This window comes from Paraburkholderia atlantica (genome assembly GCF_009362785.1).
GTDB lineage: Bacteria > Pseudomonadota > Gammaproteobacteria > Burkholderiales > Burkholderiaceae > Paraburkholderia > Paraburkholderia atlantica.
In genome coordinates, this window is the sequence record NZ_WHNQ01000007.1 from 130,012 (window position 1) to 156,591 (window position 26,580).

Annotated in this window: 19 protein-coding genes; 7 read left to right on the top strand and 12 right to left on the bottom strand. The window is 64.0% G+C overall.

The window, feature by feature from the left end:
* Positions 1-52: 52 nt before the first annotated feature.
* Positions 53-2,914 carry a 2-oxoglutarate dehydrogenase E1 component gene (locus tag GCT19_RS12800; RefSeq protein ID WP_013089161.1) on the bottom strand — a complete coding sequence of 954 codons (2,862 nt, stop codon included), beginning with the start codon at positions 2,912-2,914 and terminating at the stop codon, positions 53-55.
* 403 nt (positions 2,915-3,317) lie between these two features.
* On the bottom strand, positions 3,318-5,147 hold the full coding sequence (gene typA, locus GCT19_RS12805; RefSeq protein ID WP_018432245.1) for a translational GTPase TypA: 1,830 nt from the start codon (positions 5,145-5,147) through the stop codon (positions 3,318-3,320).
* Between the two features lie 326 nt (positions 5,148-5,473).
* On the opposite strand from typA, the gene GCT19_RS12810 reads away from it, so the two are divergent.
* The 4 genes from GCT19_RS12810 to GCT19_RS12825 all read left to right on the top strand — a co-directional run bounded on the left by GCT19_RS12810 (position 5,474) and on the right by GCT19_RS12825 (position 10,482).
* On the top strand, positions 5,474-5,989 hold the full coding sequence (locus GCT19_RS12810) for a MarR family winged helix-turn-helix transcriptional regulator (protein WP_018432246.1): 516 nt from the start codon (positions 5,474-5,476) through the stop codon (positions 5,987-5,989).
* Positions 5,990-6,041: 52 nt separating this feature from the next.
* Complete coding sequence (locus GCT19_RS12815) at positions 6,042-7,562, top strand: efflux transporter outer membrane subunit (RefSeq protein ID WP_018432247.1); 1,521 nt, start codon at positions 6,042-6,044, stop codon at positions 7,560-7,562.
* Positions 7,563-7,643: 81 nt separating this feature from the next.
* Positions 7,644-8,885 (top strand): EmrA/EmrK family multidrug efflux transporter periplasmic adaptor subunit, encoded by a 1,242-nt coding sequence (locus tag GCT19_RS12820; protein WP_018432248.1) that lies wholly within the window; start codon positions 7,644-7,646, stop codon positions 8,883-8,885.
* Between the two features lie 34 nt (positions 8,886-8,919).
* Positions 8,920-10,482 carry a DHA2 family efflux MFS transporter permease subunit gene (locus GCT19_RS12825; RefSeq protein ID WP_018432249.1) on the top strand — a complete coding sequence of 521 codons (1,563 nt, stop codon included), beginning with the start codon at positions 8,920-8,922 and terminating at the stop codon, positions 10,480-10,482.
* Between the two features lie 125 nt (positions 10,483-10,607).
* On the opposite strand, the gene truB is transcribed toward GCT19_RS12825, so the two are convergent.
* From truB to GCT19_RS12870, 9 genes are all read right to left on the bottom strand, one after another.
* Positions 10,608-11,543 (bottom strand): tRNA pseudouridine(55) synthase TruB, encoded by a 936-nt coding sequence (gene truB, locus GCT19_RS12830; protein ID WP_026228055.1) that lies wholly within the window; start codon positions 11,541-11,543, stop codon positions 10,608-10,610.
* A 78-nt stretch (positions 11,544-11,621) separates the two neighbouring features.
* Complete coding sequence (gene rbfA / locus GCT19_RS12835) at positions 11,622-11,987, bottom strand: 30S ribosome-binding factor RbfA (RefSeq protein WP_008922231.1); 366 nt, start codon at positions 11,985-11,987, stop codon at positions 11,622-11,624.
* A 220-nt stretch (positions 11,988-12,207) separates the two neighbouring features.
* On the bottom strand, positions 12,208-15,135 hold the full coding sequence (gene infB, locus GCT19_RS12840; protein WP_152852153.1) for a translation initiation factor IF-2: 2,928 nt from the start codon (positions 15,133-15,135) through the stop codon (positions 12,208-12,210).
* Positions 15,136-15,229: 94 nt separating this feature from the next.
* A complete protein-coding gene (nusA, locus tag GCT19_RS12845) occupies positions 15,230-16,705 on the bottom strand; it encodes a transcription termination factor NusA (protein ID WP_018432253.1) in 1,476 nt (491 codons plus the stop codon).
* Positions 16,702-17,160, bottom strand: coding sequence for a ribosome maturation factor RimP (gene rimP, locus GCT19_RS12850; protein WP_006052964.1), 459 nt, complete (start codon positions 17,158-17,160; stop codon positions 16,702-16,704). The genes nusA and rimP overlap by 4 nt, the downstream gene beginning before the upstream one ends.
* Before the next feature lie 640 nt (positions 17,161-17,800).
* Positions 17,801-19,570, bottom strand: coding sequence for a 23S rRNA pseudouridine(2605) synthase RluB (rluB, locus tag GCT19_RS12855; RefSeq protein WP_152852154.1), 1,770 nt, complete (start codon positions 19,568-19,570; stop codon positions 17,801-17,803).
* Positions 19,571-19,633: 63 nt separating this feature from the next.
* Positions 19,634-20,686 (bottom strand): SMC-Scp complex subunit ScpB, encoded by a 1,053-nt coding sequence (scpB, locus tag GCT19_RS12860; protein WP_018432255.1) that lies wholly within the window; start codon positions 20,684-20,686, stop codon positions 19,634-19,636.
* Positions 20,687-21,065: 379 nt separating this feature from the next.
* On the bottom strand, positions 21,066-22,286 hold the full coding sequence (locus GCT19_RS12865) for a pyridoxal phosphate-dependent aminotransferase (protein WP_152852155.1): 1,221 nt from the start codon (positions 22,284-22,286) through the stop codon (positions 21,066-21,068).
* Between the two features lie 187 nt (positions 22,287-22,473).
* The gene (locus tag GCT19_RS12870; RefSeq protein WP_013089149.1) at positions 22,474-23,376 is read right to left on the bottom strand and encodes a LysR family transcriptional regulator; all 903 of its coding nucleotides are present in this window, start codon (positions 23,374-23,376) and stop codon (positions 22,474-22,476) included.
* A 408-nt stretch (positions 23,377-23,784) separates the two neighbouring features.
* Here GCT19_RS12870 and GCT19_RS12875 point away from each other — a divergent pair, with 408 nt between their 5' ends.
* Both GCT19_RS12875 and GCT19_RS12880 read left to right on the top strand, forming a co-directional pair.
* The gene (locus GCT19_RS12875) at positions 23,785-24,186 is read left to right on the top strand and encodes a transposase (protein WP_013089147.1); all 402 of its coding nucleotides are present in this window, start codon (positions 23,785-23,787) and stop codon (positions 24,184-24,186) included.
* Positions 24,187-24,520: 334 nt separating this feature from the next.
* Complete coding sequence (locus GCT19_RS12880) at positions 24,521-24,772, top strand: hypothetical protein (protein WP_013089146.1); 252 nt, start codon at positions 24,521-24,523, stop codon at positions 24,770-24,772.
* A gap of 362 nt (positions 24,773-25,134) precedes the next feature.
* Here GCT19_RS12880 and GCT19_RS12885 read toward each other — a convergent pair whose 3' ends face one another.
* Positions 25,135-25,458: a hypothetical protein gene (locus GCT19_RS12885; protein WP_152852156.1), complete on the bottom strand. Its 324-nt coding sequence runs from the start codon at positions 25,456-25,458 to the stop codon at positions 25,135-25,137.
* Between the two features lie 265 nt (positions 25,459-25,723).
* Here GCT19_RS12885 and GCT19_RS12890 point away from each other — a divergent pair, with 265 nt between their 5' ends.
* Positions 25,724-26,443, top strand: a complete 720-nt coding sequence (locus tag GCT19_RS12890; protein ID WP_375791971.1) for a YdcF family protein — start codon at positions 25,724-25,726, stop codon at positions 26,441-26,443.
* Positions 26,444-26,580 lie beyond the last annotated feature (137 nt).

Here is a 26,580-nt window from a genome sequence, read left to right on the forward strand (position 1 = left end):
TTCGGCGCGGCGCGGGAAAACGCACTGCGTTTTCCCGGGCTCGTCTGTTTCTTTACTTGGCGATCGACGCGCTCTTGAGGCGGCCGAAAGCGCCTTCGACCAGCGCCTTCTGCTGCTCGTAGTGCTTCGCGTAGTAGCCCACCGCAGGCGAAGCCGAAGCCGGACGGCCGCTGTACGCCAGCTTCTGCCCTTCCTTCATGCCTTCCTTCAGATGGTGCTCAATGTAGAACCACGGGCCCTGATTCTGCGGCTCGTCCTGCACCCACACCACTTCGGTAGCGTTGTCGTACTTCTTCATTTCCGCTTCGAACTGCTTGTGCGCGAACGGATACAGCTGCTCGATACGGACGATCGCGACGTCGTTCACCTTCGCTTCGCGGCGATGCGCAACCAGGTCGTAGTACACGCGGCCCGAGCAGACCAGTACGCGCTTGACCTTCTTCGCGTCGATGGTTTCGTCCACTTCGCCGATGACCGGCTGGAACGAACCCTTCGCGAGCTCCGACAGATCCGACACGGCTTCCTTGTGACGCAGCAACGACTTCGGCGTTGCGACGATCAGCGGCTTGCGGAACAGACGGATCATCTGGCGACGCAGCAGGTGGAAGATCTGCGCCGGCGTGGTCGGCTGAACGACCTGCATGTTGTGGTCTGCGCACAGTTGCAGGAAACGCTCGATACGCGCCGACGAGTGCTCCGGACCCTGGCCTTCGTAGCCGTGCGGCAGCAGCATCGTCAGGCCCGACACGCGGCCCCACTTCACTTCGCCCGACGAGATGAACTGGTCGATCACGACCTGTGCGCCGTTCACGAAGTCGCCGAACTGCGCTTCCCACGCGACGAACGTGTTCGGTTCAGCGGTCGAGTAACCGTATTCGAAGCCGAGTACCGCTTCTTCGGACAGCACCGAGTCGATCACCGTGAACTTCGCCTGACCTTCGGCGATGTTCTGCAGCGGCACGTAGGTGCCGTCGTTCCAGCGCTCGCGGTTCTGGTCGTGCAGCACCGCGTGACGGTGCGTGAACGTGCCGCGGCCCGAATCCTGGCCGGTCAGACGAACTGCGTAGCCCGATGCGACCAGCGATGCGAACGCGAGGTGCTCGCCCATGCCCCAGTCGAGCTTCGCTTCGCCGCGGCCCATGGCGCGACGGTCGTTGATCACGCGCTCGACGAGCGGGTGAACCTTGAAGTTTTCCGGAATCGTGGTGATGCGCTCGGCGAGGCGCTTCAGTTCCGCCAGCGGCACGGCCGTGTCGGCCGCGTCGGTCCACTTGCGGTTCAGGAACGGCACCCAGTCCACCGCGTACTTGCTCTTGTAGTTCGAGAGCACCGGGTCGACCGTGTGATGGCCTTCGTCCATTGCCTTACGGTAGGCCTTGACGAATTCATCGCCTTCGTCGGCCTTGATCACGCCCTGCTGCACGAGCTTTTCAGCGTACAGCGCGCGCGTGCCCGGGTGCTTGGAAATCGTCTTGTACATCAGCGGCTGCGTGACCGCCGGGGTGTCCTGCTCGTTGTGGCCGAGCTTGCGGAAGCAGACGATGTCGACGACGACGTCCTTGTGGAACTGCATGCGGAAGTCGATTGCCATCTGGATGGCCAGCACGACCGCTTCGGGATCGTCACCGTTCACGTGCAGCACCGGTGCTTCGATCATCTTGACGACGTCCGAGCAGTACAACGTGGAGCGCGAATCGCGCGGGTCCGACGTCGTGAAGCCGATCTGGTTGTTGATGACGATGTGCAGCGTGCCGTGCGTGCCGTAACCGCGCGTTTGCGCGAGGTTCAGCGTTTCCATCACGACGCCCTGGCCTGCGAAGGCCGCGTCGCCGTGGATCTGCACCGGCAGCACCTGGATGCCGTTCTCGTCGCCGCGGCGGTCCATACGCGCCTTCGCCGAGCCCTCGACCACCGGGTTGACGATTTCGAGGTGCGACGGGTTGAACGCGAGTGACAGGTGAACCGGGCCGCCTTCCGTCGCGACGTCCGACGAGAAGCCCTTGTGGTACTTCACGTCGCCAGCCGGCAGATCGTCGACGTGCTTGCCTTCGAATTCGGCGAACAGGTCAGCCGGCATCTTGCCGAGCGTGTTGACCAGCACGTTCAGACGGCCGCGGTGCGCCATCGCGATGACGATTTCCTGAACGCCGCGCAGACCGCCGTGACGCACGACTTCGTCCATCGCCGCGATGAAGCTCTCGCCGCCTTCGAGCGAGAAGCGCTTCTGGCCAACGTACTTGGTGTGCAGGAAACGCTCGAGGCCTTCGGCGGCCGTCAGGCGGTTCAGGATGTGCTTCTTCTTGTCGTTGCTGAAGCTCGGCGTCGAACGGATCGATTCGAGGCGCTCCTTCCACCAGCGCTTCTGTTCCGGATCGCTGATGTACATGTACTCGGCGCCGATCGTGCCGCAGTACGTGTCGCGCAGGGCTTTGACGATCTCGCGCAGCGTCGCGCGCTCGAACCCGAAGTACAGATTCGTTGCGCTGAACTCCTGGTCCATATCGGCTTCAGTGAAGTCGTAGAACGCGGGTTCAAGTTCGGGGATCGCGGGACGTTCGCGGCGCTTCAGAGGATCGAGATTGGCCCATTGCGAGCCGAGGAAGCGATATGCGCCGATGAGGGACTGGACGTAAACCTGTTTGCGGGCAGTTGCGAGATCTTCGCCGCCGGCGGTTGCGCGCGGCAGGAAGGCATTGGCCTTGGCGCGCTGTGCAAACGATTCGACGATCGGGCCGTGAGCCACGTCGTTGGCGTTGCTGCCATCCGATGCGGGCACGTTCTGCAATGCATCGAAATAGCTGCGCCAGGTCTCGGGCACTGACGCCGGATTATCGAGATACGCTTCGTACATTTCTTCAACGTACGGAGCATTGCCGCCGAACAGATAAGAGTTCGACTGGAATTGCTTCATCATTTTTACGCTCACCTTTCTTCGAGCTTCTCGAGAAATAGCGGGTTACAGAACCTTCCGCGACACGGCCTGACCGTTTAGCGGATTGCGCGAATCAAGTCTTGCTTGGAAGGACCTAAAACTTTGCACCCGGGAGCATAGCACAGAACGAATACCCCAGATAGCGGACAGCACACGCGCAAAGCCTGTGACGGCGGGCGTTTCGCGGGTGGTGCGGGGCTTTTTCACAGCGCGCAACAGTCTTCTGTGAAAAATGAAAACGAACAGCGCAATAGGTGTCTACATGTGCACTGCTCGACAAAGGGCAGGCATGGTGCGGCGCCACATGTTTTGATGCCCCAGAAACGAAGAAGCCACCCGAAGGTGGCTTCCGTTCCCTGCTAATCCAGACGGATTCGAATCCCGCTTATTCGCCGGCAACCTTGTTGCGGCTCGCGCTGCGGCGCTCGTGTTCCTTCAGGTAGCGCTTGCGCAGACGGATCGACTTCGGCGTGACTTCGACCAGTTCGTCGTCGTCGATGAACTCGACCGCGTATTCGAGCGACAGCTGAACCGGCGGCACGAGACGCACGGCTTCATCGGTGCCCGACGCGCGCACGTTGGTGAGCTGCTTGCCCTTGATCGGGTTCACGACGAGGTCGTTGTCGCGGCTGTGAATGCCGATGATCATGCCTTCATACAGCGCCTCGCCCGGCGACACGAACATGCGGCCACGATCCTGCAGTTTCCACAATGCGTACGCGACTGCCGCGCCGTCGTCCTGCGAGATCAGCACGCCGTTGCGACGCTCGCCGACCGCGCCATCCTTGACCGGCTGGTACGAATCGAACGTGTGGCTCATCAGACCCGTGCCGCGCGTCAGCGTGAGGAATTCCGACTGGAAGCCGATCAGGCCACGCGCCGAAATCCGGTACTCGAGACGCGTGCGGCCACGGCCGTCCGACGCCATATCGAGCATTTCGCCCTTGCGGCGGCCAAGTTCTTCCATCACGCCGCCCTGGTGCGTGTCTTCCATGTCGACGGTCAGGTTTTCGTACGGCTCGTGCTTCTCGCCGTTGATTTCCTGCATCACGACGCGCGGACGCGACACGGCCAGCTCGTAGCCTTCACGACGCATGTTTTCGACCAGAATGGTCAGGTGCAACTCGCCGCGGCCCGCCACTTCGAACGTGGTTTCGTCGCCGGTGTCGCGCACGCGCAGCGCAACGTTGTGATTCAGTTCCTTCATCAGGCGGTCGCGAATCTGACGGCTCGTGACGAACTTGCCTTCGCGGCCCGCGAGCGGCGACGAGTTGACGAGGAAGTTCATCGTCAACGTGGGTTCGTCGACGGTGATCATCGGCAGCGCTTCCGGCTGTTCCGGCGAGCAGATCGTCACGCCGATGCCGACTTCCTCGATACCGTTGATCAGCACGATGTCGCCCGCTTCAGCCGAGTCGACCTGCACGCGATCGAGGCCCTTGAACGACAACACCTGGTTGATCTTGCGATTGAGGATTTCGCCTTCCGGGCCCTGGCGCACCGCGACGGCCATGCCCGGCTTGATGCGGCCGCGCGTGATACGGCCAATGCCGATACGGCCGACGTACGACGAGTAGTCGAGCGACGTGATCTGCAGTTGCAGCGGACCTTCCGGATCGGCCGGGCGCACCGGCACGTGCTGCAGGATTGCCTCGAACAGCGGACGCATGTCGCCATCGCGCACGTCGGGCGTGAGACCCGCATAGCCGTTCAGGCCCGACGCGTAAACGATCGGGAAGTCGAGCTGCTCTTCGCTCGCGCCGAGCTTGTCGAACAGGTCGAAGGTCTGGTTGATCACCCAGTCGACTCGCGCGCCCGGTCGGTCGACCTTGTTGATCACGACGATCGGCTTCAGGCCGAGCGCGAGCGCCTTCTTCGTGACGAAGCGGGTTTGCGGCATCGGGCCTTCCACCGCGTCGACGAGCAGCAGCACCGAGTCGACCATCGACAGCACACGCTCCACTTCGCCGCCGAAGTCGGCGTGCCCCGGCGTGTCGACGATATTGATGTGGGTACCTTCGTACTCCACCGCGCAGTTCTTCGACAGGATCGTGATGCCGCGCTCTTTTTCGATGTCGTTCGAGTCCATCACGCGCTCGGCGATCTGCTGGTTCTCGCGGAACGTGGCGGTCTGACGGAGGAGCTGGTCGACGAGCGTAGTCTTGCCGTGGTCGACGTGAGCAATGATGGCAATGTTGCGTAGGGCGCGGGTCATAGGAAACCTGAAGACGGTTGAGTGCGCCGCTTGCTTATGCTGCTGGTTGAGGAGCCAAACCACGACAACAAGCCCAAAGCGCACTTTTGGGAACCCAAAATTATAGCACGCGCGGATGATCCTTTCTGGTATTCCCCGATAGACCGTGCGCTCTCCGTGCTTCTGATGACCTTGTGAATCCGCGTCGCCCGCGCCCCTACGTCAATCCGTACGGCTTCCTGCTTGAGCGCGAAATAATCCTTGCCTAAGCTGTATTAACGCTTGTCGTGTCAATCAACAGCCAGCTATACTAATGCCTAGTCAACCATTGCAATCGCACGAGAATCATGACGGAGCCGTCCAACGAACCCACGCCGGACCTCAGCGAGTATCAACTCGGCGAAAGTGTCGGTTATCTCATCTCGCGGGTGAAATCGACACTGCACAATCTGGTTACGCAGCGCAGCATGGCCGAACTCGGCATCACCAGCCAGCAAGGCAGCATCCTGTTCATGGTGGCGAGCGGCAAATGCCTGCTCGCGGCCGAGTTGGCGCGTGAATATGGTATCGACGCAAGCGCCGTCACGCGCCTGATCGACCGGCTCGAAAAGCGCGGCTTGCTCACTCGGGTGCGCAGCAACGAAGACCGGCGCGTAGTGCGCCTCGCGTTGACGCCGGAAGGCAATGCGATCGCGGCCCGCATGCCGGCCATTTTCAACGGCGTGCTCGATACCCTGCTGAACGGGTTCACCCCGGAGGAAGTGGGCTTCCTGAAGAGCATGCTGCGCCGCGTGCTCGCCAATTCCGGCGAACACACGGGACTTTCCCGCGATGCCGCAAGCCATCCCGATAACAAATCGTAATAGCTTGCTTGCTGCGTCCATCAATACATTCCACTCAAAGAAGAGTCGAGCGATGAAATCCCTTTCCCTGTCCGCGCCCGCACTGTCGAGCCGGGCCGCTGTCGCCGCCGCGGCGACGGCGCTCGCCCTCACGGGGTGCGCGAACTACTTCGGCGTCAAGAGCGACAAGCAGATCGCCTCGCCGACGCAGTACGAGTCGACGCAGAGTCTGCCCAACGAAGGCGGCCAGTGGCCATCGCTCGACTGGGCCAATCAGTTCGGGGACCCGCAACTGCCGAAGCTGATCGCGGAAGCGCTCGAGGGCAGCCCGTCAATCGCCCAGGCACAGGCGCGGCTCGCGAAGGCTTCGTCGTATATCGAAAGCTCGCGCTCGGCGCTGTTCCCGAAGGCCGAACTCAACTATTCGTGGACTCGCGAGCTGTACTCGGCAAACGCCCTCTTCCCGCCTCCGTTCGGCGGCACCTGGTTTAGCGAGAACAACGTGCTCGCGAGCGCGTCGTGGGATCTCGACCTGTGGGGCAAGAATCGTCAGCGGCTCGGCCAGGCCGTATCGCAGCAAAAAGCCGCCGAGGCTGACATGCAGCAGGCGCGCGTGACGCTCGCCGCGTCGGTCGCGAGCACCTACAACCAGCTCGCGCAGCTGTATGCGTTCCGCGACATCGCCGCGCGTGAAATCGCGAACCGCCAGGACGTCGGCCGTATCACGGATAACCGCGTGAAGGCCGGTCTCGACACCAACGTCGAGAAGCAGACCGCCGCCGGCAACATCGCGACGAGCCAGTCGAACCTGACCGACCTCGACGGCCAGATCACCGTCGTGCGCTACCAGTTGGGCGCGCTGCTCGGCAAAGGCCCGGATCGTGGCCTGCAGATCGACAAGCCGGTGCTCACCGGTGGCAACGTGGTCGCGCTGCCGGACAACATCCCGGCCGACCTCGTGGCGCGTCGCGCGGACATCGTCGCCGCGCGCTGGCAGGTCGAAGCCGCGATGCACGACGTGAAAGAAGCGAAAGCCGAGTTCTATCCGGACGTGAATCTCGCGGCCGGCTTCGGCTTCGACGCGTTCGGCTGGGGCCGTTTCCTGACCTCGTCGAGCCGTCAGATCCAGTTCGGCCCGGCGATCCATCTGCCGCTCTTCGACGCCGGCGCGTTGCGTGCGCAGCTGAAGGGCCGCTACGCCGACTTCGAGGGCGACGTCGCGAACTACAACCAGACGCTGATCAACGCTCTGCAGGACGTGTCCACGCAGGTGTCGTCGATTCGCTCGATCGACCGCCAGGAAGGCGACGCCCAGCGCGCGCTCGAGGCGTCGAGCAAGGCGTACCAGCTGGCCGTGATCCGCTATAAGGCCGGGCTGTCGCCGCAACTGCAGGTGCTGACCGCCGACGACAACCGGCTCGCCGCCGAGCAGACGGTCACCGGTCTGCAGATGCGCCGCCGCAGTCTGCAGATCGGCCTGATCAAGGCACTGGGCGGCGGCTTCGACGCGACCCAGACCGGTCTCGTCGTGCCGACCGATGCTCCGGCATCGGCCAACGCCGCGAACCACGCCACGAGCACCGCCGCGAACTGAGCGAGCCCGTCCGCGCCAACACACGCATACACGCGAACACCCGAATAAACGACGACGTTCAAAAGAACCCGGAGCACATCAATGAGCACCCCCCAGCAGCCCGCCACTCCACCGCAAGCGGCGAACAACGGCAAACGCAAGCGCATGATGACGCTGCTCGTCATCGTGATCCTGATTGCCGCGGTCGCGTACGGCCTGTACTACTTCCTCGACGCACGCTTCCATGAAGACACCGACGACGCCTACGTGAGCGGCAACGTCGTGCAGATCACGCCGCAGGTCACGGGCACCGTGATCGCGGTCAACGCGGACGACACGCAGGTGGTCAAGGCCGGCGACCCGCTCGTCGTGCTCGACCCGGCCGACGCGCGCGTCGCGCTCGAACAGGCGGAGGCCAACCTTGCGCAGGTGGTGCGTCAGGTGCGCGGCCTGTTCGCCGACGACAGCCAGTACGAAGCGCGGGTCGCGGCGAGCCAGGCCGACCTGTCGCGAGCCCAGGACGACCTGAAGCGCCGGATGACGGTCGCGCAGACCGGCGCGGTATCGCAGGAAGAAATCTCGCACGCACGCGACGCCGTCAAGAGCGCACAGGCTGCGCTCGACGCCGCCAAACAGCAACTCGCGGCAAACCGCGCGCTGACCGCGAACACCACGATCGCCAACCACCCGAACGTGCAGGCCGCCGCCGCGAAGCTGCGCGACGCTTACCTGAACCACGCTCGCAATACGCTGCCCGCGCCGGTCACCGGCTATGTCGCGAAACGCTCGGTGCAGGTCGGCCAGCGCGTCTCGCCGGGCACGCCGCTGATGGCGATCGTGCCGCTGCATGACGTGTGGGTCGACGCGAACTTCAAGGAAGTGCAACTGAAGCACATGCGCATCGGCCAGCCGGTCGAGCTGACGGCCGACGTCTACGGCTCTTCGGTGCCGTATCACGGCAAGGTCATCGGCTTCTCGGCCGGCACGGGCTCCGCGTTCTCGCTGCTGCCCGCGCAGAACGCGACCGGCAACTGGATCAAGGTCGTGCAGCGTCTGCCGGTGCGTATTTCGCTAGATCCGCAGGAACTCGAGAAGCATCCGCTGCGTATCGGTCTGTCGATGCAGGCTGACGTGAACATCAAGGATGACACCGGCGGCCAGCTCGGTCAGGCGCCGTCCACGTCTTACCAGACCAACGTGTTCGACAAGTACGGCGCGGAAGCCGATGCCGAAATCGCCCGCATCATCGCGGAAAACGCCGGTCAGAACGCGAACGGCGGCGCGCAGAAGTCGACTGCGGCGAGCGCCGCGGCCGCCACCAAACCGGTGGCCCATAAGAGCTAAGGCTCCGCCCGACGATTCCTAGAAGGCTCTTTTAATGGCTCAGGCTCAGGCGCAAGTCCCTCACCCGCCGCTCGAGGGCGCGCAACTGGTGATCGGCACGATCGCGGTGTCGCTCGCCGTGTTCATGAACGTCCTGGATACGTCGATCGCCAACGTGTCGATCCCGTCGATTTCCGGCGACCTCGGCGTGTCGTCCGACCAGGGCACGTGGGTGATCACGTCGTTCGCGGTGGCCAACGCGATCTCGGTGCCGCTGACCGGCTGGCTCACCGACCGCATCGGCCAGGTGCGGCTGTTCATGGCGTCGATCGTGCTATTCGTGCTGTCGTCATGGATGTGCGGGCTGTCGCCGAACCTGCCGTTCCTGCTCGCGTCGCGCGTGCTGCAAGGCGCGGTGGCCGGCCCGATGATCCCGCTGTCGCAGACGCTGCTGCTCGCGAGCTATCCGCGCGCGAAGGCGCCAATGGCGTTATCGATGTGGGCGATGACCACGCTGATCGCACCGGTTGCCGGTCCGATTCTCGGCGGCTGGATTTCCGACAACATCTCGTGGCCGTGGATTTTCTACGTCAACATTCCGGTCGGCGCGGTCGCGGCTGCCGCGACGTGGATGATCTTCCGTAACCGCGACTCGGTGATCAAGAAGGCGCCAATCGACGGCGTCGGCCTCGGTCTTCTGATCGTCTGGGTCGGCTCGCTTCAGGTCATGCTCGACAAGGGCAAGGACCTCGACTGGTTCTCGTCGACGACGATCGTCGTGCTCGCGCTCGTCGCGGTGATCGCGCTCGCGTTTTTCATCGTGTGGGAGCTGACGGCCGAGCATCCGGTGGTCGACCTGTCGCTGTTCAGCCGGCGGAATTTCACCGGCGGCACGATCGCGCTGTCGATCGGCTATGGGCTCTACTTCGGCAATCTCGTGCTGCTGCCGCTGTGGCTGCAGACCGATATCGGCTACACCGCGACCGAAGCGGGACTCGTGATGGCGCCGGTCGGTGTGTTCGCTATCCTGTTGTCGCCGATCACCGGCAAGGTGCTGCCGCGCACCGATCCGCGCTATATCGCGACGCTGTCGTTCCTGATTTTCGCGCTCTGCTTCTGGATGCGCTCGCGCTATACGACCGGCGTCGATACGTACTCGCTGATGCTGCCCACGCTGATTCAGGGCATCGGCATGGCCGGCTTCTTCATTCCGCTCGTGTCGATCACGCTGTCGGGCTTGCCGGGCCATCGGATTCCAGCGGCGTCGGGGCTGTCGAATTTCGTGCGGATCATGTGCGGTGGTATCGGCACGTCGATTTTTCAGACCGCGTGGGATCACCGCACGATCATGCATCATGCGCAACTGACTGAACAGGCGAACGCTTACAATCCGGCGTTTGGTCAGTCGATCCATCAGATGGGCGCAGCGGGCCTGGATCAGCAGCAAACCTATGGTCTCTTCAACACCATGGTCACGCAGCAGGCCGCGCAGCTCGGCGTGAACGATCTGTTCTTCATTTCAGCCGGCATTTTCGTCGCACTGATCGCGCTGATCTGGATCACCCGACCGGAACGGGCGGGCGGTGACTCGGGAGCGGCGGCCGCCGCGGCGCATTGAGTGGGGTGTTTGTGGTGTTGCTTTAGTTCGACACCGCTCCACCCTAGGAGTATGAAAAAAGCGGGATCGCTCGATGGCGATCCCGCTTTTTTATTGTCTGTGCCGGGCTGGCAATACGGCGAACTCTAGGTCTCCGTCGTCACGACCAGACGTTCGGGTGCGAGCACGCCTTCGCCGGGTTTCGCGACCCCGAGAAGGCGCCCCTGTGCCGAGTACACCCTCACGCGCGGGGCATTTACCGCGTCGGCGGCGATAGTCAAGGACGACAGCTTCAGACGCTGGCCGTGCAGGAAGCGGCGCGTGTCGTCGTCGCTCAGACACACCTGCGGGAACGTCGACAGCAACGCGTCGACCGGCTGCAGCCATGCGTCGCGTTCGAGCTCGGTCGCGTCGGACAACGCGTCGAGCGTGACCGAATGTTCGAGGGTCAGCGCGCCGACGCCCGTGCGGCGCAGCGCGACCAGATGCGCGCCGCAGCCGAGCGCCTCGCCGATATCCTCGGCAAGCGTGCGCACGTACGTGCCCTTGCTGCACGTCACGCGAAACGTCACATCCGGCAGCGCGCACGCAATCAGTTCGAGCGAGTGAATCGTCACCTGCCGCCCTTCCCGCTCGACCGTCTGGCCGGCGCGCGCGTACTCGTACAGCGGCTTGCCGTCGCGCTTGAGCGCCGAGTACATCGGCGGGACCTGAACGATTTCGCCGATGAATCTGGGCAACGCCGCCCGCACCGCCACTTCGTCGCAGTCGACGGCGCGGATGTCGAGCGCCTCGCCCTCGGCGTCGCCGGTGGTCGTGCGGATGCCGAGACGCATCGTGGCCTCGTAGGTCTTATCGGCTTCGAGCAGGTCTTGCGAGAACTTGGTGGCCTCGCCGAAACACAGCGGCAGCAAGCCGGTGGCGAGCGGATCGAGCGTGCCGGTGTGGCCCGCCTTTTTCGCCAGATAGAGACGTTTCGCGCGAACCAGCGCGTCGTTGCTCGACAGGCCGAGCGGCTTGTCGAGCAGCAGCACGCCGTCGAGCGCGCGACGCGGCACGCGGGGGCGTTGAGGTGCGGTCATGTCGAGGGAGGCAGAACGTTCGGGAAATACGAAAAACGGCGCCGCGCGCTAATTGGAACGCCACGGCATGGCAGTCACTCAGTCGTCTTTCGCACGCGTGGAATTTGCCTCGTCGATCAGGCGCGACATCTCGACGGCGCGCTCGATCGTCTTGTCGTAGTGGAAATGCAGCGTCGGCACCGTATGGATATGCAGGCGCTTGAACAGCAGGTTGCGCAGATGGCCGGCCGCGTGCGTCAGCGCTTCGAGCGTCTGCTGCGGGTCGCCCGTCAGCGTCGTGAAGTAGACCTTCGCGTGCGCGTAGTCGGGTGTCAGCTCGACGCTCTGAAACGTGACGATGCCGATGCGCGGATCCTTGACCTCGCGCAGCAGCTCGGCCAGGTCGCGTTGGATTTGATCGGCGATCTGCACGTTGCGATTGGGAGTAGTACGTTTCTTAGGCATGGTGTTAAGTGCTCCGCTATGACGGATGCAAAAATTGGTTCGCGGGACCCGTGTTCGTTATCCGTTCGATACGACGGCGTCGCGATCGCCTCGGCCGGTGAGAGTCCATTGGCGACGAACGCGGCAACGAAGCCAGCGACAAATTCGACGCAACGGGCTCAAAAACAACGGGCGGAGCGGGCGTCAAGCCCGTTCCGCCCGTTGTGCCGTGCCGCGTGGATTACAGCGTACGCGCGACTTCGGTGACCTCGAAGACTTCGAACTGATCGCCTTCGACGATATCGTTGAAGTTCTTGATCGACATACCGCACTCGAAGCCCTGACGGACTTCCTTCACATCGTCCTTGAAGCGCTTGAGCGAATCGAGCTCGCCCGTGAAGATGACGACGTTGTTGCGCAGCACGCGCACCGACGACGAGCGCTTGACGAACCCGTCCGTGACCATACAACCGGCGACCGTGCCGACCTTCGGCACCTTGAAGACCTGGCGCACTTCGACCGTGCCCGTCACGACTTCGCGCTTCTCCGGCGCCAGCATGCCCGACATCGCCGCCTTCACGTCATCCACGGCGTCGTAGATGATGTTGTAGTAGCGGATATCGACGCCATTGGCTTCCGCCAGCTTGCGAGCCTGCGCATCTGCGCGGGTGTTGAAGCCGATGATGACCGCCTTCGACGCCGTCGCGAGGTTGACGTCCGACTCGCTGATGCCGCCCACCGCACCGTGCACGATCTGCACGCGCACTTCGTCGGTGGAGAGCTTCTGCAGCGACTGCACCAGCGCTTCCTGCGAACCTTGCACGTCGGCCTTGACGATGAGCGGCATGTACTGCACTTCGCCTTCGCCCATCTGCTCGAGCATGGTCTCGAGCTTCGCGGCCTGCTGCTTCGCGAGCTTCACGTCGCGGAACTTGCCCTGACGGAACAGCGCAACTTCACGCGCCTTGCGGTCGTCCGGCATCACGATCACTTCTTCGCCAGCCTGCGGCACTTCCGACAGACCCTGAATTTCGACCGGGATCGACGGACCAGCGGACTTGGTCGGCTTGCCGGTTTCGTCGAGCATGGCCCGCACGCGACCGTAGGCGCTGCCTGCCAGTACGACGTCGCCGCGGTTCAGCGTACCCGACTGCACGAGGATCGTTGCCACCGGACCCTTACCCTTGTCGAGCTTCGCTTCGATGACGAGACCCTTGGCCGGCGATTCGACCGGTGCCTTCAACTCCAGCACTTCGGCCTGCAGCAGCACGTTCTCGAGCAGATCGTCGATGCCCGCGCCGGTCTTCGCCGACACCGGCACGAACGGCGAGTCGCCGCCGTACTCTTCCGGCACGACGCCTTCCGTGACGAGTTCCTGCTTCACGCGCTCCGGATTCGCTTCCGGCTTGTCGATCTTGTTGATTGCGACGACGAGCGGCACGCCGCCAGCCTTTGCGTGGGAAATCGCTTCCTTCGTCTGCGGCATCACACCGTCGTCGGCGGCCACTACCAGAATCACGATGTCGGTTGCCTTCGCACCGCGGGCACGCATTGCCGTAAAGGCTTCGTGACCCGGCGTGTCGAGGAACGTGATCACGCCGCGCGGCGTTTCGACATGGTAAGCGCCGATGTGCTGCGTAATACCGCCCGCTTCGCCTGCCGCAACCTTCGCGCGGCGGATGTAGTCGAGCAGCGAGGTCTTGCCGTGGTCGACGTGACCCATCACGGTAACGACCGGCGGACGCGGCAGCGCTTCGGCGTCGCTCGCTTCGCCTTCGACCAGCATGGCTTCCGGATCGTCCAGCTTCGCTGCGAGCGCACGGTGACCCAGTTCCTCGACGATGATCATCGCCGTTTCCTGGTCCAGCATCTGGTTGATCGTGACCATCTGGCCGAGCTTCATCATCACCTTGATGACTTCCGAAGCCTTCACCGCCATCTTGTGCGCGAGATCCGCCACCGTGATGGTTTCCGGCACGTGCACTTCACGCACGATCGGTTCGGTCGGCGCCTGGAACGTGGTGGTCTGCTCCTGATGCTTGCCACGACCCTTCGGACCGCCGCGCCAGCCGCGATCGACGCCGCCGCTCGAATCGCCGCGCGTCTTGATGCCGCGGCGCTTCGCTGCGTCGTCCTGCCAGTTGCCGCCGCCCTTGCCGCCGGCGCCCGGCTTCTTCTTGTCGCCCGCGGACGGTGCGCTTGCGGGTGCGGGAGCCGCCGCTGCCGGCTTCCTCGCTGCCGGGCGAGCCGGTGCTTCGCCAGCCGGACGCGCCGGCTTGTGCAGCGTACCCTTGGCTTCGGCCGCCTTGGCCGGCTCAACGGGCTTCGGTGCCGGTTCCGGCGCCTTCACCTGCGCCTTGCGCGGCGTATTCATCATTTCGCGAATCGCGCGCGCTTCGGCTTCGGCCGCCGCACGGCGCTTGGCGATTTCTTCCTGTTCGGCGCGCGCCTTTTCGGCAGCCACGCGCGCAGCGTCTTCCGCTTTCTTCGCAGCTTCGCGCTGCGCGGCGCGTTCCGCTGCCGCGCGTTCGTCGTCCTGCTCGCTTGCCTTGGCGGCAACCGGCGCAGCCGCTTGCGCGGCCGCCTGCTGAGCCTTCTCGCGAGCCGCCGCCTCGGCCGCAGCCGCTGCGCGCTTCTTCGCTTCTTCTTCCGCGCGCTGGCGCTCGGCTTCCGCAGCCTGCTCGCGCGCCTGACGCTCGGCCTCTTCGCGCTCGAGCTGTTCCTGACGCGCCTTCAGCTCCTGCGCCTGCTTTTCGAGCAGCTCGGCTTCGTGACGTGCTTCTTCCTCACGACGCTGCAGTTCGAGATCTTCGACGTCCGCGTTTTCGGCCACATGATTCGATGCATCCCCGCCTTCCGCGACGGTCTCGTCGCGGCGGACGAACGTGCGCTTCTTGCGCACCTCGACCTGAATGGTGCGAGCTTTGCCCGTCGCATCGGACTGCTTGATCTCCGACGTATGCCGGCGCGTCAGCGTGATCTTGCGCTTGTCGGCATCGTTCGAGCCATGCGACTTGCGCAAGTGATCGAGCAGACGCGCCTTGTCCGCCTCGGACAGGTTGTCGTCTTCGCTTGCTTTCTGGACGCCCGCTGCCTGCAGCTGCTCGAGCAGCACGCCAGCAGGCATTTTCAGTTCCGCGGCAAATTGGGCTACGTTGTTACTCGCCATTCATTCCTCTTAATGCAAGGACCGATTCCTTGCGGTTAGCATCGGGTCATGCGGCCTCGCGGCCGCGTTCAATTCAGTGCGCCATGGTCATTTCTCACTGGAACCAGTGTTCACGTGCTTTCATGATCAACGCCTTAGCGGCATCCTCTCCCATCCCAGTCATCTCGACCAGTTCATCCACGGCCAGCTCGGCGAGTTCGTCGCGCGTCTGGATTTGATGTTCGGCCAGTTTCGCGAGCAGGTCGGCATCCATGCCGTCCAGGCTCTTCAGGTCGAGCGCCACATTCTCGACCTTTTCTTCGTTCGCGATCGCCATCGTCAACAGCGCGTCGCGCGAGCGGTTGCGCAGTTCGTGAACGGTGTCTTCGTCGAATGCCTCGATTTCGAGCATTTCGTTGAGCGGCACGTAAGCGATCTCTTCGAGGCTCGTGAAGCCTTCGTCGATCAGGATGTCGGCGACTTCCTCGTCGACATCGAGACGCGCCATGAACAGGTCACGCAGGACGCCGCGCTCCTGATTCTGCTTCTGCGCAGATTCGTCCGGCGTCATGATGTTGATCTGCCAGCCGGTGAGCTCGCTGGCAAGTCGCACGTTCTGGCCGCTGCGGCCGATCGCGACCGCGAGTTCGTTCTCGTCGACGACGACGTCCATCGAATGCTTTTCTTCATCGACGACGATCGACTGCACGGCTGCCGGCGCGAGCGCGCCGATCACGAACTGGGCGGGGTCTTCCGACCATAGCACGATGTCGACGTTTTCGCCACCGAGCTCGTTGCGTACGGCCTGCACGCGCGAGCCGCGAATTCCGACACAGGTGCCAATCGGATCGATGCGCTTGTCATAAGCGACTACACCGATCTTCGCACGCACGCCCGGATCGCGAGCGGCCGCCTTGATCTCGAGCAGGCCCTGCTCGATTTCCGGCACTTCCATCTCGAACAGCTTCATCAGGAATTCCGGCGCCGTACGCGACAGCTCGATCTGCGGACCACGCGCGGTGCGGTCTACCTTGGCGATATACGCGCGCACGCGGTCGCCGACGCGAAGGTTTTCCTTCGGGATCAGCTGGTCACGACGCAGCAGCGCTTCGACCCGACCCGATTCGACGATGAAGTTACCTTTGTCGAGGCGCTTCACCGAGCCGGTCATGATGTGTTCGCCGCGCTCGAGGAAGTCGTTCAGGATCTGCTCGCGCTCGGCATCGCGCACCTTCTGCAGGATCACCTGCTTGGCGGCCTGCGCGCCGATGCGGCCAAATTCGATCGACGGCACCGGCTCCTCGATGAACTCGTCGAGCTGGATGTTGGGCTGCTGCTCGCGCGCCTCGAACAGCAGGATTTCCTGATCCGGCTCCTGCAGACCGGCTTCGTCCGGCACCACCTTCCAGCGGCGAAACGTTTCGTGCTCGCCGCTTTCACGGTCGATGTGGACGCGGATATCCGCATCTTCTTCGAAGAGTTTCTTGGAGGCCGAAGCGAGAGCCGCTTCGAGCGCGGCAAATACCACGTCCTTGTCGACATTCTTCTCGCGTGCCAGCGCATCCACCAGCATCAACACTTCGCGACTCATTGTTTGCGGCTCCTAAAGTCAACTTTCGGAACAAGGCGCGCCTTGTCCATGTCCGCGAGCGTGAAATCGAGCATCGCGGCGCCTTCTTTTCCTTCAAATTCCAGACCGATCGTCTCGCCCTGCGGAGCATGCAAAATACCCCGGTACGATTTCCGACCGTCTAATGGCTTTTTCAGTGTGATAACCGCTTCGCTGCCCGCGAAACGTTCAAAGTCCGCCAGTTTTTTCAGCGGGCGGTCGAGACCGGGCGACGATACTTCGAGCCGCTCGTAATCGATATTTTCGACCGTCAGAACGTGCTGGAGCTGACGCGTGACTTTCTCGCAGTCTTCGATTGCGATGCCGGCCGGCTGGTCGATGTAGATACACAACATGCCGCGCCCGGTGCGCTCGAGATCGACGAGCTCGTAGCCGAGTCCCACGACCGTGGTTTCAATCAGTTCCGTCAGTTGCACAGTGCCCTCTTAGATGTTCGCGCAGCGAGCCTCGCCTCTTCTGCAAACAACCAATGCGGGCCGCGCGCCAAGCCGGCGCACGTTGGTGCGAACCCGAGATGCCGAACCACGATGAACTGAGCGGCAAAAAAAAATGGGCTGAACGCCCATCATCTTATTGCCGGTGGTCGCACCTGAGCCGCACATGAAACCGTACGCCCAGCGACTTCGCGATTGTAGCCATTTTTCGGTCCAAAGGCAATCCGCAGAACGACGGGCGATGCGCATTTCCGCTTGATTTGATAGGAATCTTTCGACAATGTGGCGGCAAATCCGGGGTTTTGCAAGGTCGCGCGAGCCGTGTGGAAAGGAAGCCGGACGGGCTACGTCGACACTTTGCGGCGAATCGTCCTTTTGCCATGCGGTGCTGTTTCGCACGCGTTTTGACACGTCAGAAACCACGCTCGAACGCTGCAAAGAAGAGGCGGCATAAAATCGCCAAAACGAAAAACGGCTCGTCCGGCAATCGCTCGGCATTTCTGTGCGTCGCGATTGCTGAACGAGCCGTCTGAAGCGGCCGTAGCCTTGCAGGTCGTACGAATTTGCATCAAAGGGGATGGCCGCTCAACGCCTGCCCCTCAAACGCGGTACAGCGCCCCGCTTAGCGGCCGCGCGAGCGACCGCGCGCCGTGCCACTGCCACGATTGGCGCCGCCAGAACCCGCGTTGCCGCCGGCACGGTTTGTGTTGCCGCCACGATTGCCACCCGGCCCACGATTCCCACCGCTGTTGCCGGCCGCGCCGGCTCGCTTACCGCCAGTGCGCGCACGGTTGCCGTTGGGCGACGGCGCGCGATTGCCGTCGACGTCGCGGCCACGCTGTCCTCCGGGGGCACGATTGCCTGCGCCGGCACCAAAACCAGCGCCGCCCCCCATGCCCGCGCCGAAGCCGCCGCCCGCTGCGCCACGGCGGCCCTGTCCGCGCGGCTGCTGCTCGAAGCGGCTATGCGACATCAGCACCGGCTCGCGGTTGATGAAGCCCATCGACGTCTGCATCGGATCCGGCTGACGACGCTCCGGCGCCGCATTGCGGCTGCCGCGCTCTTCGGTCGGAGCCTTCAGGCCGACGGAGGCCATCAACGCGCGCACCTGATTGTCCTCGAGTTCTTCCCAGCGGCCGCGCTTCAAACCACGCGGCAGCGAGATCGGGCCGTGGCGCGTGCGGATCAGCCGGCTAACCATCAGGCCGGCCGCTTCGAACATGCGGCGTACTTCGCGATTCCGCCCTTCGGCGAGCGCGACGTGGTACCAGTGATTAGTGCCTTCGCCGCCGCCGTCGCGGATGCGCAGGAAGTTCGCCGGACCATCCTCGAGTTCGACGCCGTGCAGCAGTTTTTGACGCATACCCTCGGCCAGCTCGCCGACGACACGCACCGCATATTCGCGCTCGACGCTATAACGCGGGTGCATGAAGCGGTTTGCGAGATCGCCCGAGGTGGTCAGCATCAGCAGACCTTCGGTGTTGAAGTCGAGACGGCCGACCGCGACCCACTTGGCGGTTTTCATCGGCGGCAGCTTGTCGAACACTGATGGACGGCCTTCCGGGTCCGCGTGGCTGACGATTTCGCCGGTCGGTTTGTGGTACAGCAGCACGCGCGGCGGCTTGCTGGCGAGCTTGCGCTTGACCGGCTTGCCGTTGATGCGGACCTGGTCGGTCGGCATGATGCGCTGGCCGATGTGCGCCGGCTCGCCGTTCACCGACACCCGGCCGGCAATGATCAGCTCTTCCATGTCGCGGCGCGAACCCATGCCCGCCTCGGCGAGCACCTTGTGCAACTTCGGCGCGTCGTCATCTGGCGACAGCACGCGCTTCGGGCCCGCTGCCTTGCCACGGCGCAGCATCGGCGCGCGTACGCCGCCAGTCGTGGTGTTGTCGGCATCGAATGCGGGCGACGTCACGTACGAGAACAGATCGTCCTGAGCTGTTTCCGTAGCCGCGGCCACCTCGGCGCCGCGTCGATTCTGGCGCTGGCCCTCACGTTGACCTTCGCGCGGCTGACGTTCGCGCTGGCCTTCGCGCTTCGCGCCGCCGCCGGCATTGCGACGTCCGCCTTGTTTCGCGCCCGCGTCCTTGCGCGGTGCGCGCGCCTGGGCGACGACCTCGCCGTCCGGCGGCGTTTCGGCGACGACCGGCGCGCTTTGCGCGGGCGTGCCCTCGGCTGCCTTCGTCTTCGCGCCAGCGCGGCGTCGCGCGATCAGGCTGCGCGGCCCGCGACGCAGACCGCGGCGGGGGCGCTCTTCGCCCTCTGCTTCCGCGCCGTGAGCCGGGCGCTCGCCCTCGCCTGCCGACGCTTGCGTAGTGCGTTCGTCGGTCCGCGCCGACGGCACGGGGCGCTCGGATTCGGACGAATCAGTGTCGTGGGTATGTGTCAAAACAACCTCAAAATGTCAGGTCGCGCGCGCCCGTTGCGGGCGCGGCAAAAAAGTTCGGTTACGTCAGGCGCTGCGCGACTCGGTTTCGTCGTCGGTCAGGAAACCTGCGTCCTGTGCGGCATCGCGGCGATCCTCGGGATCGTCGTGCGCCGCATCGATCGGGTTCGGCTCGGCGGCGTGCTCCGTATTGCGAGCTTCGCCCGAGTCGTGCGCGGGTGTTGCCGGATCGGTCGGGGTGACCGGATCGTGATTCTGTGCCGAACCGGCGACGCTGGTCTGCGTTGCCGTGGGTGCCGGTTCGGGCTGTTGTTGCGTGTCGTGCGGCGCGTTCGACGGATCTGATGCACTCGGCGCATTTGTCGTGCCGGCCTGCCCGGCCGCTTCCACATGGGGCTCTGTCTCGAACGTCGATTCGGCAACCGTCTCGGACGGCGCTGCTGCAAGTCCCGACGCGGCGTGCTGCGTCGCTTCGCGCGAAGCCGGCTCGACCGCGTCAGCCGCCGGGTCGTGCCCTGCATCCTGATCCGGCCGCTGCACACTTTGCGCATCGCTCTCGGCAAACTCGATCGCATGCTGACCCAACAGATCCGCGTTCAGTTGCGCGGACGGGTCGGCCAGCGGCGGCAACTCGTCGAGCGCCGTTAGGCCAAGGTCGTCGAGGAACTGACGCGTGGTCGCATACAGCGCTGGACGGCCCGGCACGTCACGATGACCGATCACCTCGATCCAGCCGCGATCCTCGAGCTGCTTGACGACCTGCGTGTTCACCGTCACACCGCGAATTTCTTCGATATCGCCCCGTGTCACCGGTTGCCGGTAGGCAATGATCGCGAGCGTTTCGAGCACCGCGCGCGAATATTTCGGCGGCTTTTCCGGATGCAGTCGATCCAGATACGAACGCATCGCGGGCTTGCTTTGAAACCGCCAGCCCGACGCCAGCCCGACCAACTCCACACCGCGCCCAGACCAGTCCCGCTTCAGGTCTTCGAGCAAAGTCCGAACAGTGTCTGCCGACACGCCGTCGGCAAAGAGCTTGCGCAATTCGCCGAGCTTTAACGGCTCCTGCGCGCAGATCAAGGCAGTCTCGAGGACGATCTTCGCCTCTTGGGTATTCATGCAGCTAGGTCAGACCCTGTGGTCAAAGAACCGGATCAAACAGACGATGTGGAACTGAAGACGCGCTCGCCCGATTCTGATCGGTCATATTGATGGGAGCACGCACCGGGGGGGTGGCGAACAGACTTATCGAGCCAGACCCAGCCGGACGGAGCGGCGATATTCCTGAAAGGATTCGCGTGAACTGAGCGCCATATTACGCAAAAACGATCGGGGCGTAAAGCCGCGATCTGCCGTGCATCTTCTGCTGCGGCGCCGACCAGTGCGCCCGCGCCCGTCCGGGCCGAGTCGCGAGCAAGAAGACTTTCCAAATTCGCGGCCTTTCGCCGCTCGCGGCGCGCAAAGACGCTGCGCGGCGGACCCATGAAGCTGTGTGTCCTCACGCGCCGGCGCGGCGCGCCAGAAACCGCGTCAAGCGCTCGACGCCGGCATCGAGCCGCGCCGTATCGCACGCATAGCACCAGCGCACGAACCCCTCGCCTTGCGGCCCGAACGCGCTGCCCGGTGCAACGCCGAGCCCGACCTCGCGCACCATCGCCTTGCACAAGTCGAGACTGCGCCTCGAGCCTGGCATCGAGAAGAACAGATACATCGCGCCCAGCGGAGCCTTCACATCGACGCCGGGAGTGGCCGACAGCGCGCGCACCAGATGATCACGCGACCGCCTCAGATCACGCACCAGTTCCTGCGTAAAGTGCTCGCCCTGCTCGAGCGCCGCGATGCCCGCCTGCTGCACGAACGACGGCGCGCACGACGTGTTGTACTCGACCAGCTTTGCCAGGTCATCCATCAACGCGGTCGGCGCGACGATCCAGCCGAGCCGCCATCCGGTCATCAGCCAGGCTTTCGAGAACGAATTCACGCAGATCACGCGTTCGTCGCGCGTCGCGAGGTCGAGAAACGAAGGCGCCGTGCGTGCGCCGTCCGCCTCGGCGCCGTCATCGCCGGGATAGTAGAGCCGCTCGTAGACCTCGTCCGCGACGATCCAGATACCGTGCTGACGGCAGTGTTCGAGCACGCTGCGCTGGTCGTCGCGATTCATCACCCAGCCGGTCGGATTGTTCGGCGAGTTGATCATCAGCATCTTCGTGTCGGGCGTCAGCGCGGCCAGCAATCGCCCGACGTCGAGCTCCCAGCCGCGCTCGCCGTAGCCGAGAGCGACAGTTTCGACATGCGCGCCGAGAATCTTCGGAATCTCGACCAGATTCGGCCATAGCGGCGTCACCGCGACGACCCGGTCGCCGGCGCCGACCACCAGTTGCGCGGCGAGCATCAGCGCATTGACGCCCGCGCTCGTGACCGCGATGTGCTCCGGCGACGTCGCACCATGCAGCTTGCTGACGTAGCCCGCGAGTGCCGCGCGCAACGGCGCGATGCCGAGGTTGTGCGTGTAAAACGTCGCGCCGGCGGCGAGCGCGGCGCTCGCGGCGTCGCGGACGAACGCGGGTGTGACGCGGTCGGACTCGCCGAACCAGAACGGCAGCACGTCTTCGACACCGAAACCGGCATTCGCGACTTCACGGATTTGCGATGGGCGCAGCGCGCGCACGGCGTCGCGCGCATTCGGGATGGAGGGCACGGGCAGGTCCAATTCGCTCATCGAGGCTTCCGGACGGTGAGGGGTGAGAGGCTCGGGGCGCAACCGTGAAGGCATGCGCGATGAAGGCGGTAGTTTAGCGCGCCGGGTGGCCGGACAGTGGCGGAACGCGTGGCGGGTGCAGGACGGGCGGCGGGCCGCGCCTGGCGCCACCCCCATCAGTCGGATGGACCGCACGCGACCCCGCCCGTTAATTCAATTCCTCGGCCCGCCCCGGCAACTGCCTGATCAGATTCCACACCGCCTCGGCCGCGGGCGACAGCGACCGGTCGCGCCGCCGCACCAGCTCGACGCGGCGCTCCGCGCGCGGCACTAGCGGACGCGCGACCAGCGACGCCCCCGCCGGCAGCGGCAGCGCGAGCCAAGGCAGCACGCTGATCCCGACGCCTGCCTCGACGAGCCCGAACACCGTCGCCGAATGGCCGAGTTCCTGCACCACCGTGGCGTTCACGCCCTGCGCCTGCATCACGGCGTCGATGAGGGGGCGGCTGCCGGACGCATAATCGAGCATCACGAGTTGCTCGCCGTCGAGGTCCTTCCACGTAACCTGCTTGCGCGCGGCGAGCCGATGATCGTCACGCGACACGATGCAGAACGAGTCGGTCATCAGCGTCTCGCTGAGCAGATCGTCGTCGGAGAACGGACCGATGATCACGCCGAAGTCCACCTCGCCCGACTTCACCTTGCGCACCACGTCGCTTTGCACGTCGTCGCGCAGGCCAAGGGTCACATACGGAAACTGCTGCCCGCACGATGCGACCACGCGCGGCATCAGCCGGCACGCGACGGTCGGACTCGCCGCGACCACCACGCGTCCGCGGCGCTGCTCGCCGATTTCGCGGATCTCGCGCAACGCGTCGTCGAGATCCGACAGCAGTCGCGACACGCTCGACACCAGGTTGCCGCCGACGTCGGTTAGTTGCACTTCGCGCGTCGTGCGATCGATTAGCTTCAGGCCGATCTCGCCTTCGAGCTCGCGCACGCAGCGACTGACCGCCGACTGCGTGAGGCCGATTTCGTCGCCAGCCCGACTGAAGCTTTGCAAGCGCGCCACCTCGATGAAAACCCTGAGTTGTCGCAGCGTCACATTCATTTGTCGACCTCATCAATAGCGCAATTTAATGCGCATTGTACGGCTAAATCTATGATGCACAGCGCCGTTCACAATGGTCGCTGCAATGCAGCAAAAAGGCGCGAACGCACGCTGGCCGGGCCCATCTGCACAAGATTGGTGATTGTCCTGATTTGCGAGATGGGTTTTTTGGATTCATATACGGCCCTGGTTGGCGCCCGCGTTGGCCCGCCGCCACGGGGCTTTCAGGCAATCGATATCAAATTGGCACACTTCGTGCGTTAAGAGACGCGCAGGGTCGGCGCCATGATTTCCGACTGAAAAGGCAATCCGTGGCAAGCCCGTCCCCTTTTGGCACTCGCCTATCGAGTGTATGAAGAGTGCGCGGCGCGGGGCAGCGCACCGGAGTTAGCTTCGCTGAGGTGAAACATGATGCTGTTCGACGATTTGAGAGATAACGAGTGGGCGCTGGTCGAGGCTTTGTTCTGTGCCGAGCCGGCGCGCAGCGAACGGCGCGGTCGGCCGCGCGTGGAAGCTCGGGCGGTGGTCAACGCCGTGCTTTGGGTGTTGTCGACGGGCGAAGGCTGGTCTAAGCTGCCGGGCCGTTACCCGTCCCCGCCGACGTGCCGTCGGCGCTTCGACGAGTGGCAGGCCGATGGCACGCTCGCTGAAATTGTGAAGCGGCTTGGCACCAGCGGCCGCGAAATCTCGCTGCGCGGCAGGATCGGCGCAACGGCCGCGAAACCGCCCGCACCGCCGAGCCGCGACCGTATGCGCGGCGCGTTCTGGACGAATCCGGAGTCGTGGCGCGCGCCGGTCAAGATGGCCTGACGCGAAACTACGTTGTCACCGGGCGCCTGCGGGCGCCCGGTTTTTTTCCAGCCGCCTTATTCACGATTGCGTGCGCGCCACGACCCACCGGCATTTGACGGTCGCGGCGCGAGACGCTGCCTTCTCGGTTTAGCGCGCGCCCGCTTTCGGCGCGCCTTCCGCACGCCGAGCGCCCCGCTCGTTGCACGCTGCCTCAGACTCGAACCGACCCGACAGCTCCGGGTGAAACATCCATTTACTATTAATTACAGCACCCTTTCTTCCCCCGGCATACCTTAATACTTATGCAAACAGGCCTTGAGTCGACGGGCTCGAGGTTGAGGGGGATTTCGGAATGAAACCAATGTCAGTGCTGTTGTGCGGCATTGTGATTTCATCGATGGTCGCGCCGGCATTTGCCCAACAACGCCCGCAAGGGTGGAATTGGCGCCCGGACCGTCAAGCTACGCTGGAAGCGTGGCAGCAAAGCGAGGCCCACAATCGCGACTTCACGCCGCCGACGCCGCGAGGCGATCTGCGCGGCGATATCGCCAGCAATGTGCGGGCTCGGCCCGATGCGCCGCGTGAGCAGCAGCGGCGGCGTTGATGTCGTGTGTCGCCGCGTGGATGGCGCGTCGTGCGACGCGGCAGCGAGTCTCTCGCATTGCGTATGCACGATCGGGGAACCACCGGGCGCGGCACCAGTCTGACTCAACGCCATTAGCACAGCGTGGCAGTAGTAATTCCGGTATGCCCGTATCTTCGTGATACGGGCTTTTTTTCGCCCCCGAGGCGTTGATGACATGACAGGCGCGCAACGGCCGGCGCGGGCCGCGTCGTCACTTCGTCGAAGGGGAAGCCGAGAGTCGCCCGCGGACGCGTGCAGCGACCGGCCCACGGTAGAGACCGCCCGCCGTGGGGGTGACAGGCCCGGGCGGACAGTGATTCAGATAAGCGATGAACCTTGAGCTAAGACCTGACTTCGGCTGTCGCCGCGGACCGCGCTTCAGCCGTGCCGAGAACGTAATCGTTCATGCGTTGCGCTGTCCATGTGAGCAGACGCTCGTCGTGCTCGAGCCGCGCAAACTCCGCTTTGCCGCGCTCGGTGAGCACGGCGATGTCGACGGGGGCATGAAAGCCCGGCGCCGGTGCGACGGTTCGCTGACGAACGGTGTCCATCAGCCCCAGCGCGCGAAGATATTGGAAGACACCCGGCCTTCTGGCCCAAGGAACCTGGCGATATTGCGCTCGCCGCAGCGCTTCAAGTACCGCTTCGTTGGAATACGTGGTCATCTCACTTCTTTCTTAAAGTGCAGCTATGACACATTCATGCCCACGCGCCGCTGCGCCACCGGCGACGCGCGTAGCACCCGCTCCTGGTCAGAAGCTCGCCGCCTGTTTGACAGCGGATTTCGGCCAGGTGCTGCCTGGTCTCGTTTTCGGAACCCCCGTCAGAACGGCATGTTAGCGTTCTCTCCCCGAACCGACGATGCAACCGCGGCGGCGCGATGGCTGGTCCGTGGATTTGTCCCGAAAGACATACGTTACCCCATTTAAATTGATTCTATTCACTTTATTAGCGCTTTTTTTTGCAGCAATCGTGCTATGGAAACGTGCGCGCCGGCCGCTCGTGATCTGCATGATCGCGCTGTTCTGGTTGCTCGCGGCCGGCTGGCTGACCGCGCCACTGCTCGATCTGGCGCAGCCGCAACGACAGAGCGCCGAGGCCGCCACCTTCGCGCCGCGCACCGCGATCATCCTGCTCGGCGGCGGCACGATCTACGACCACGACCACGTGCTGGTGCCGCCGCGCGACGTGCTTTCGCGCATCGAAGTCAGCGCGCAGAACTATGCGGCCTGCAAGCGCACGGCGATCATCTGCCAGGTGATCGTGAGCGGCGGCAATCCTCAGCGGCACAGCGCGACCGAAGCCGACACCTACCTGCCCTATCTGCTGCGTCAGCAGGTGCCGCGCTCGGACATCGTGCTCGAGAAAAGCAGCCGCACGACCTACGAGAACGCGCGCAACGTTTCGGTGATTGTCGGCCAATCACATTACGACAAGTTGATACTCGTCACTTCCGCGTATCACATGCCGCGTGCGCTGCTCGACTTTCAGCGCTTCGGCGTGGAGCCGCAGCCGCAGATTTCGAGCGCGCGGCGCGTCCGGCTCGGCGTGCTGCCGCGCTTCGGCAATCTCGTGGCCGCGGAGATCGCATTGCATGAACTGATCGGCCTCGCGCAATTTCACCTGTATCGCGCGATCGGCTGGTTCTGACGCACCATGTAAGGCCGACCCGCTATCGCACGTCAAGGAAGCCATTACAAAACGTAACAAATGTCGAGCGCGGTTACAAAGCCATCGGTTGGAGCGGAGTTTGCTCGATAGAATGAATTGTCTTTCCCACTGGACAG